Annotated in this window: 4 protein-coding genes and 1 tRNA gene; 4 read left to right on the forward strand and 1 reads right to left on the reverse strand. The window is 43.4% G+C overall.

Annotated features, from left to right (window positions below; genetic code table 11):
* Window positions 1–54 precede the first annotated feature (54 nt).
* Together HT730_RS04955 and HT730_RS10620 are read left to right on the forward strand one after the other, a co-directional pair.
* Entirely contained in the window at window positions 55–1,386 is a 1,332-nt protein-coding gene (locus HT730_RS04955) for a hemolysin family protein (RefSeq protein WP_173306984.1), read from the forward strand.
* Window positions 1,387–1,447: 61 nt separating this feature from the next.
* A complete protein-coding gene (locus HT730_RS10620; protein ID WP_259390846.1) occupies window positions 1,448–1,582 on the forward strand; it encodes a hypothetical protein in 135 nt (44 codons plus the stop codon).
* On the opposite strand, the gene HT730_RS04960 is transcribed toward HT730_RS10620, so the two are convergent.
* A tRNA-Cys gene (locus HT730_RS04960) sits at window positions 1,574–1,644 on the reverse strand. The two genes, HT730_RS10620 and HT730_RS04960, sit on opposite strands and share 9 nt — an antisense overlap.
* 416 nt (window positions 1,645–2,060) lie before the next feature.
* Between HT730_RS04960 and rpoB the strand changes: the two genes are divergently transcribed.
* Window positions 2,061–5,672: a DNA-directed RNA polymerase subunit beta gene (gene rpoB / locus HT730_RS04965; RefSeq protein WP_050261999.1), complete on the forward strand. Its 3,612-nt coding sequence runs from the start codon at window positions 2,061–2,063 to the stop codon at window positions 5,670–5,672.
* A 32-nt stretch (window positions 5,673–5,704) separates the two neighbouring features.
* Window positions 5,705–9,382, forward strand: coding sequence for a DNA-directed RNA polymerase subunit beta' (rpoC, locus tag HT730_RS04970; protein WP_173306985.1), 3,678 nt, complete (start codon window positions 5,705–5,707; stop codon window positions 9,380–9,382).
* The last annotated feature ends 92 nt before the right edge of the window (window positions 9,383–9,474 follow it).

Genomic DNA, 9,474 nt, shown 5'->3' on the forward strand with positions numbered 1-9,474 from the left:
GAGCTATATTTTGTGATATAATAAAGGATAAGATACTATTTTAGGAGAAGAACTATGGAAGACCCAAGTAGTCAGAATTTGTTGCTACAATTTGTTTTATTGTTTATCTTGACGGTATTAAATGCCTTTTTCTCAGCCACAGAAATGGCCATGGTTTCTCTTAATCGTGCCCGAGTTGAACAAAAGGCGGAAGAAGGAGACAGACGCTACATCCGCCTGCTGAAGGTACTAGAAAATCCTAACCACTTTTTATCAACCATTCAGGTAGGAATCACCCTGATTACAATCTTATCAGGGGCGAGTTTAGCTGATACTCTAGGCCGTGTGATTGCCTCTTGGATTGGAAATGGCGAAACAGCACAAGCCGTGGCAACTTTTCTATCCTTGGCATTTTTGACCTATATTTCCATCGTTTTTGGGGAATTATATCCTAAGAGAATCGCTCTTAATCTAAAGGATGCCTTGGCAATTCGTACAGCGCCGGTTATCATTGGGATCGGAAAACTAGTCAGTCCTTTTGTTTGGCTTTTAGCTGCTTCGACCAATTTCTTGAGCCATTTGACTCCTATGTCATTCGATGATGCGGATGAAAAGATGACCCGTGATGAAATTGCCTATATGCTGACAAATAGTGAAGAAACATTGGATGCTGATGAGATTGAGATGCTACAAGGTGTCTTTTCGCTCGATGAACTGATGGCACGAGAGGTTATGGTTCCTCGAACGGATGCCTTTATGGTGGATATTCAGGATGATAGTCAAGCCATTATCCAAAGTATTTTAAAACAAAATTATTCTCGTATCCCGGTTTATGATGGGGATAAGGACAATGTAATTGGAATCATTCACACCAAGAGTCTCCTTAAGGCTGGTTTTGTGGACGGTTTTGATAATATTGTTTGGAAGAAAATCTTACAAGATCCACTTTTTGTACCTGAAACTATTTTTGTGGATGACTTGCTAAAAGAATTGCGAAATACCCAAAGACAAATGGCAATCTTGCTGGATGAATACGGTGGTATGGCTGGTTTGGTGACCTTGGAAGACCTCTTAGAGGAAATTGTTGGTGAAATTGATGATGAAACGGACAAGGCAGCAATAGATGTTCATCAGATTGGTGAGGATACCTACATTGTTCAAGGAACTATGACCCTCAATGATTTCAATAATTACTTTGATGTTGAACTGGAAAGTGATGACGTTGATACCATCGCTGGTTATTATTTGACAGGAATTGGAACCATTCCAACGACTGAGAAACTCAGCCATGAAGTGGTCAGCCAAAATAAACAACTTATCTTAACCAATGATAAAGTGAAAAATGGACGTGTTACCAAGGTAAAAGTCCAAATTACCGAAGTTGAAATAGAAGAAGAAACAGAGTAAACTAGAGGCTTTTGTCACCAGGCGTGACGAAGCTTTTTTCAGTTGATTTCATGAGGGAATTATGTCATGGAAAGAACTTTGCCCCAAAAGTTTTTCAAAATTATCCGTATTTATCAGAAGAAAAAATAAAAAAGCCCTTCAAATTGGGCTTTCTGTTCATTTGAAACCTGATAAATCAAGTTATAGAAGGCGGTAGACGGATTTGAACCGACGATCAAGCTTTTGCAGAGCCGTGCCTTACCACTTGGCTATACCGCCTTAACGTTTCTTATTATACCTTGAAAATCATTCTCAGTCAATAGTTTTTTCAGTTTTTTGTACCATAGTGTGATTCGAATGTGATGCCAAGTTTTTTATAGGAAAAGATTTTGTCAAAAAATCGTTAATCCCCTTGAAAAATCTAGCTAATTAGGGTATAATATAAATAATCATTTGTCGTAGGTTTTGTCTGAAATATTGTCCAGACAAGGCTCACAGCAGTTAAATCTTCTGAAAAAGTCAGATTTAGCTGCTCTTTTTGTGCTTTTTTTCAGGATTTTGTGTGTTTGTAACAGAGACTTAAAGATTCTGAAAATTTATCAAGAGGACACGGTGATAAGGGTTTTTAAAACCATATGACGATTAGAAAAGCCTGATTGACAAGGCTTGGAACTTATTTATAAAGGAGAATCATCTTGGCAGGACATGACGTTCAATACGGGAAACATCGTACCCGTCGTAGTTTTTCAAGAATCAAAGAAGTTCTTGACTTACCAAATTTGATTGAAATTCAAACTGACTCATTCAAAGATTTCCTAGACCATGGTCTTAAGGAAGTGTTTGAAGATGTATTGCCAATTTCAAACTTCACAGACACAATGGAGTTGGAATTTGTTGGATATGAAATCAAGGAACCAAAATACACGCTAGAAGAAGCTCGTATACACGATGCTAGCTACTCAGCACCAATTTTTGTAACCTTCCGCTTGATCAATAAAGAAACAGGCGAAATCAAGACCCAAGAAGTTTTCTTTGGTGATTTCCCAATCATGACAGAAATGGGTACTTTCATCATCAATGGTGGTGAACGTATCATCGTATCTCAGTTGGTCCGCTCACCAGGTGTTTACTTTAACGATAAAGTTGATAAAAACGGTAAAGTGGGTTACGGTTCAACTGTTATCCCTAACCGTGGAGCTTGGTTGGAACTTGAAAGCGACTCAAAAGACATCGCCTACACTCGTATCGACCGTACTCGTAAGATTCCATTTACAACTTTGGTTCGTGCGCTTGGTTTCTCAGGTGATGATGAAATCTTTGATATCTTTGGTGATAGCGAATTGGTTCGCAACACTGTTGAAAAAGATATCCACAAGAACCCAATGGATTCTCGTACAGACGAAGCTTTGAAAGAAATCTACGAACGCCTTCGTCCAGGTGAACCTAAGACTGCTGAAAGCTCACGTAGCTTGCTTGTGGCTCGTTTCTTTGACCCACGTCGCTATGACTTGGCAGCTGTCGGTCGTTACAAGATCAATAAAAAACTCAATGTTAAAACACGCTTGCTCAACCAAACCATTGCAGAGCCGTTGGTAGATCCTGAAACAGGAGAAATCTTGGTAGAAGCTGGAACTGTTATGACTCGTAGTGTGATTGAAAGCATTGAAAGCCATTTGGATGGTGACTTGAACAAGATTGTTTATATTCCAAATGATGCAGCCGTTGTGACTGAGCCAGTTGTTCTTCAAAAATTCAAGGTTGTTGCTCCAACTGATCCAGACCGTGTTGTAACCATCATCGGTAATGCTAATCCAGATGACAAGGTTCGTATCGTCACTCCTGCAGATATCCTTGCTGAGATGAGCTACTTCCTCAACTTGGCTGAAGGCCTTGGCCGTGTAGATGACATCGACCACCTTGGAAACCGTCGTATCCGTGCGGTTGGTGAATTGCTTGCCAACCAAGTACGCCTTGGACTTTCTCGTATGGAACGTAATGTCCGTGAACGTATGTCTGTTCAGGATAATGAAGTCTTGACACCACAACAAATTATCAATATCCGTCCTGTAACAGCTGCGGTGAAAGAATTCTTTGGTTCATCACAGTTGTCACAGTTCATGGACCAACACAATCCGCTTTCTGAGTTGTCTCACAAACGCCGTTTGTCAGCCTTGGGACCTGGTGGTTTGACACGTGACCGTGCTGGATATGAAGTACGTGACGTGCACTACACTCACTACGGTCGTATGTGTCCAATCGAGACACCTGAAGGACCTAACATCGGTTTGATTAACAACTTGTCATCTTACGGACATTTGAACAAGTATGGTTTTGTTCAAACACCATACCGTAAAGTTGACCGTGAAACAGGTGTTGTTACGAACGAAATCGTTTGGTTGACAGCCGATGAAGAAGATGAATTTACTGTAGCACAGGCTAATTCTCGTCTGAATGAAGATGGAACCTTTGCTGAGAAGATTGTCATGGGACGTCACCAAGGGGTTAACCAAGAGTATCCAGCTAATATTGTTGACTACATGGACGTTTCACCAAAACAGGTAGTTGCCGTTGCGACAGCATGTATTCCTTTCTTGGAAAACGATGACTCCAACCGTGCCCTCATGGGAGCCAACATGCAACGTCAGGCTGTGCCATTGATCAATCCTCAAGCACCTTACGTTGGTACTGGTATGGAATACCAAGCAGCCCACGATTCAGGAGCTGCTGTGATTGCTCAGTATGATGGTAAAGTTACTTACGCAGATGCTGACAAGGTAGAAGTTCGTCGTGAAGATGGTTCATTGGACGTTTACCACATCCAAAAATTCCGTCGTTCAAACTCAGGTACTGCCTACAACCAACGTACGCTTGTTAAAGTTGGCGATGTCGTTGAAAAAGGCGATTTTATCGCTGACGGACCTTCTATGGAAAATGGAGAAATGGCGCTTGGACAAAACCCAATCGTTGCCTACATGACTTGGGAAGGTTACAACTTCGAGGATGCTGTTATCATGAGCGAACGCTTGGTCAAAGACGATGTCTATACATCTGTTCACCTTGAAGAATACGAATCAGAAACACGAGATACAAAGCTTGGGCCTGAAGAAATCACTCGCGAAATTCCAAACGTTGGTGAAGATGCCCTTAAAGACCTTGACGAAATGGGTATTATCCGTATCGGTGCTGAGGTTAAAGAAGGTGATATCCTTGTAGGTAAAGTAACACCTAAGGGTGAGAAAGACCTTTCAGCTGAAGAACGTCTCTTGCACGCTATTTTCGGAGACAAGTCTCGTGAAGTGCGCGACACTTCTCTTCGTGTACCACACGGTGCCGATGGTGTCGTTCGTGATGTTAAGATCTTTACACGTGCAAATGGAGATGAATTGCAATCAGGTGTTAATATGCTGGTTCGCGTCTACATCGCTCAAAAACGTAAGATCAAGGTCGGAGATAAGATGGCTGGACGTCACGGAAATAAAGGGGTTGTCTCTCGTATCGTTCCTGTAGAAGACATGCCTTACCTTCCAGATGGAACTCCAGTCGATATCATGTTGAACCCACTTGGGGTGCCATCACGTATGAATATCGGTCAGGTTATGGAGCTTCACCTTGGTATGGCTGCTCGTACTCTTGGTATTCACATCGCAACACCAGTCTTTGACGGAGCAAGTTCTGAAGACCTTTGGTCAACTGTTAAAGAAGCAGGTATGGATAGTGATGCTAAAACAATCCTTTACGATGGACGTACTGGTGAACCGTTTGATAACCGTGTGTCAGTTGGTGTCATGTACATGATCAAACTCCACCACATGGTCGATGATAAATTGCACGCTCGTTCAGTCGGACCTTACTCAACCGTTACTCAACAACCACTTGGAGGTAAAGCTCAGTTTGGTGGACAACGTTTCGGTGAGATGGAGGTTTGGGCTCTTGAAGCCTACGGTGCCTCAAATGTCCTTCAAGAAATCTTGACTTACAAGTCTGACGATATCAACGGACGTTTGAAAGCTTATGAAGCCATTACAAAAGGAAAACCAATTCCAAAACCAGGTGTTCCAGAATCCTTCCGAGTTCTTGTCAAAGAATTGCAATCTCTTGGTCTTGACATGCGTGTCCTAGACGAAGATGACCAAGAAGTGGAACTTCGTGACTTGGATGAAGGAATGGACGAAGATGTCATCCACGTAGATGACCTTGAAAAAGCCCGCGAAAAAGCAGCACAAGAGGCTAAAGCAGCCTTTGAAGCTGAAGAAGCTGAAAAAGCAACAAAAGCGGAAGCAACAGAAGAAGCTGCTGAACAAGAATAAGCAGTTCACTTAGAATAGAAAGGGAAGAAATAGTGGTTGATGTAAATCGTTTTAAAAGTATGCAAATAACCCTAGCTTCTCCAAGTAAAGTCCGTTCATGGTCTTATGGAGAAGTCAAAAAACCTGAAACAATCAATTACCGTACTTTGAAACCAGAACGTGAAGGACTCTTCGATGAAGTCATCTTTGGTCCTACAAAAGACTGGGAATGTGCTTGTGGTAAGTACAAACGCATTCGTTACAGAGGGATTGTTTGTGACCGCTGTGGGGTTGAAGTAACGCGTACAAAAGTTCGTCGTGAGCGTATGGGGCATATCGAATTGAAAGCTCCTGTATCTCACATCTGGTACTTCAAGGGGATTCCAAGTCGTATGGGCTTGACCCTTGATATGAGCCCTCGTGCCCTCGAGGAAGTTATCTACTTTGCGGCTTATGTGGTGATTGATCCTAAGGATACACCACTGGAGCACAAGTCTATCATGACAGAGCGCGAATACCGTGAGCGCTTGCGTGAATATGGTTATGGATCATTCGTTGCCAAGATGGGTGCCGAAGCCATCCAAGACCTTTTGAAACAAGTAGATCTTGAAAAAGAAATTGCTGAACTCAAAGAAGAGTTGAAAACAGCTACTGGACAAAAACGTGTCAAAGCTATCCGTCGTTTGGATGTTTTGGATGCCTTTTACAAGTCTGGAAACAAACCTGAATGGATGATTCTCAACATCCTTCCAGTTATTCCACCAGATCTTCGTCCAATGTTGCAGTTGGATGGTGGCCGTTTTGCCTCATCTGACTTGAATGACCTTTACCGTCGTGTTATCAACCGTAACAACCGTTTGGCTCGTTTGCTTGAGTTGAATGCACCAGGTATCATCGTTCAAAATGAGAAGCGTATGCTTCAAGAAGCGGTTGACGCTTTGATTGACAATGGTCGTCGTGGTCGTCCAATCACAGGACCAGGTAGCCGTCCGCTGAAATCATTGAGCCACATGCTTAAAGGTAAACAAGGACGTTTCCGTCAAAACTTGCTCGGTAAACGTGTTGACTTCTCAGGACGTTCCGTTATCGCCGTTGGTCCAACACTTAAGATGTACCAATGTGGTGTGCCACGTGAAATGGCGATCGAGCTCTTTAAACCATTCGTCATGCGTGAAATTGTTGCTCGTGACATCGTGCAAAACGTGAAAGCAGCTAAACGCTTGGTCGAACGTGGAGATGAGCGTATCTGGGATATTCTTGAAGAAGTGATCAAAGAACACCCAGTACTTTTGAACCGCGCACCGACCCTTCACCGTTTGGGTATCCAAGCCTTCGAGCCAGTCTTGATTGATGGTAAGGCCCTTCGCTTGCACCCACTTGTCTGTGAAGCCTACAATGCCGACTTTGACGGGGACCAAATGGCCATCCACGTACCGCTTTCAGAAGAAGCCCAAGCAGAAGCTCGTATCTTGATGCTCGCTGCTGAGCACATCTTGAACCCGAAAGATGGTAAACCAGTTGTTACTCCATCTCAGGACATGGTTTTGGGTAACTACTACTTGACCATGGAAGAAGCTGGTCGTGAAGGTGAAGGAATGGTCTTCAAAGACCGTGACGAAGCGGTTATGGCTTACCGTAATGGTTATGTTCACCTTCACTCACGTGTTGGTATCGCAACAGACAGCCTCAACAAGCCTTGGACAGAAGAGCAAAAACACAAGGTATTGCTTACAACAGTTGGTAAAATCCTCTTCAACGACATCATGCCAGAGGGTCTACCATACTTGCAAGAACCAAACAATGCCAACTTGACAGAAGGCGTTCCAGCTAAATACTTCTTGCCACTTGGTGGAGATATCAAGGAAGCAATCAGCAATCTTGAACTTAACCCTCCATTCAAGAAGAAAAACCTTGGAAATATCATCGCTGAAATCTTCAAACGTTTCCGTACGACAGAAACTTCTGCCCTACTTGACCGCATGAAGAACCTCGGTTACCATCACTCAACTCTTGCAGGATTGACAGTGGGTATTGCCGATATCCCAGTCGTTGATGACAAGGCTGAAATCATTGAAGAATCACACAAACGTGTAGAACAAATCACAAAACAATTCCGTCGTGGTATGATTACAGACGACGAGCGTTACAATGCTGTTACAGCTGAATGGCGTGCTGCCCGTGAAAAACTTGAGAAACGCTTGATTGCCAACCAAGATCCTAAGAACCCAATCGTTATGATGATGGACTCTGGAGCCCGTGGTAACATCTCAAACTTCTCACAGCTTGCCGGTATGCGTGGTCTGATGGCTGCTCCGAACGGACGTATCATGGAATTGCCAATCCTTTCAAACTTCCGCGAAGGTTTGTCGGTATTGGAAATGTTCTTCTCAACTCACGGTGCGCGTAAAGGTATGACCGATACGGCCCTTAAGACAGCCGACTCAGGTTACTTGACTCGTCGTTTGGTTGACGTTGCCCAAGACGTTATCATCCGTGAGGACGACTGTGGAACTGACCGTGGTCTCTTGATCCGTTCTATCGCAGAAGGAAAAGAGATGATCGAGTCGCTCGAAGAACGTCTTATCGGTCGTTACACTAAGAAAACTGTTAAACATCCAGAAACTGGTGCAGTGATTATCGGTCCAAATGAGTTGATTACAGAAGACAAGGCGCGTGAAATTGTTAATGCTGGTGTGGAAGAAGTGACTATCCGCTCTGTATTTACATGTAACACTCGTCATGGTGTCTGCCGTCACTGTTATGGTATCAACTTGGCGACTGGTGATGCAGTTGAGGTTGGTGAAGCAGTCGGTACAATCGCTGCCCAATCTATCGGGGAACCTGGTACACAGCTTACAATGCGTACTTTCCACACGGGTGGGGTTGCCTCAAATACCGATATCACTCAGGGTCTTCCTCGTGTCCAAGAAATCTTTGAAGCCCGCAATCCTAAAGGGGAAGCGGTTATCACAGAGGTTAAAGGACAAGTTACAGCTATCGAAGAAGATGCATCAACTCGTACCAAGAAAGTCTTTGTTAAGGGTGAAACTGGCGAAGGTGAATATGTCGTTCCATTTACAGCTCGTATGCGTGTAGAAGTTGGAGACCAAGTAGCGCGTGGTGCTGCTCTGACAGAAGGTTCTATCCAACCAAAACGTCTCCTTGCAGTTCGCGATGTCTTGTCAGTTGAAACTTACCTTCTCGGTGAAGTACAAAAAGTTTACCGTAGCCAAGGGGTAGAAATCGGTGACAAACACATCGAGGTAATGGTTCGTCAAATGATCCGTAAAGTCCGTGTCATGGATCCAGGAGATACAGACCTTCTCATGGGTACTCTCATGGACATCAACGACTTTACAGATGCCAACAAAGATGTTCTTATTGCAGGTGGTGTTCCAGCGACAGGTCGCCCAGTCCTTATGGGAATTACCAAAGCCTCACTTGAAACCAACAGTTTCTTGTCAGCGGCTTCCTTCCAGGAAACAACTCGTGTCCTTACTGACGCGGCTATCCGTGGTAAGAAAGACCATCTCCTTGGACTTAAAGAAAATGTTATCATCGGTAAGATCATCCCAGCTGGCACTGGTATGGCCCGTTACCGTAACCTTGAACCACAAGCTATCAACGAAGAAGAATACCTTAATCCTCCAGTAGAGGAAGAAGGAAACGAAGAAACAACAGAAGTAGTTGTGGATACTGTCGTTGAAACTGTGGAAGAAACAGTAGAATAAAAGAGAATGAGAGAGCCTTCGGGCTCTCTTTATATTTTCTGAAAACTTTCTCCATTTTTCCATGAAATGTGGTAAAATAATACTCAATGAAA

The sequence above is a fragment of the Streptococcus sp. k-628 genome, from assembly GCF_013277475.1.
Lineage (GTDB): Bacteria > Bacillota > Bacilli > Lactobacillales > Streptococcaceae > Streptococcus.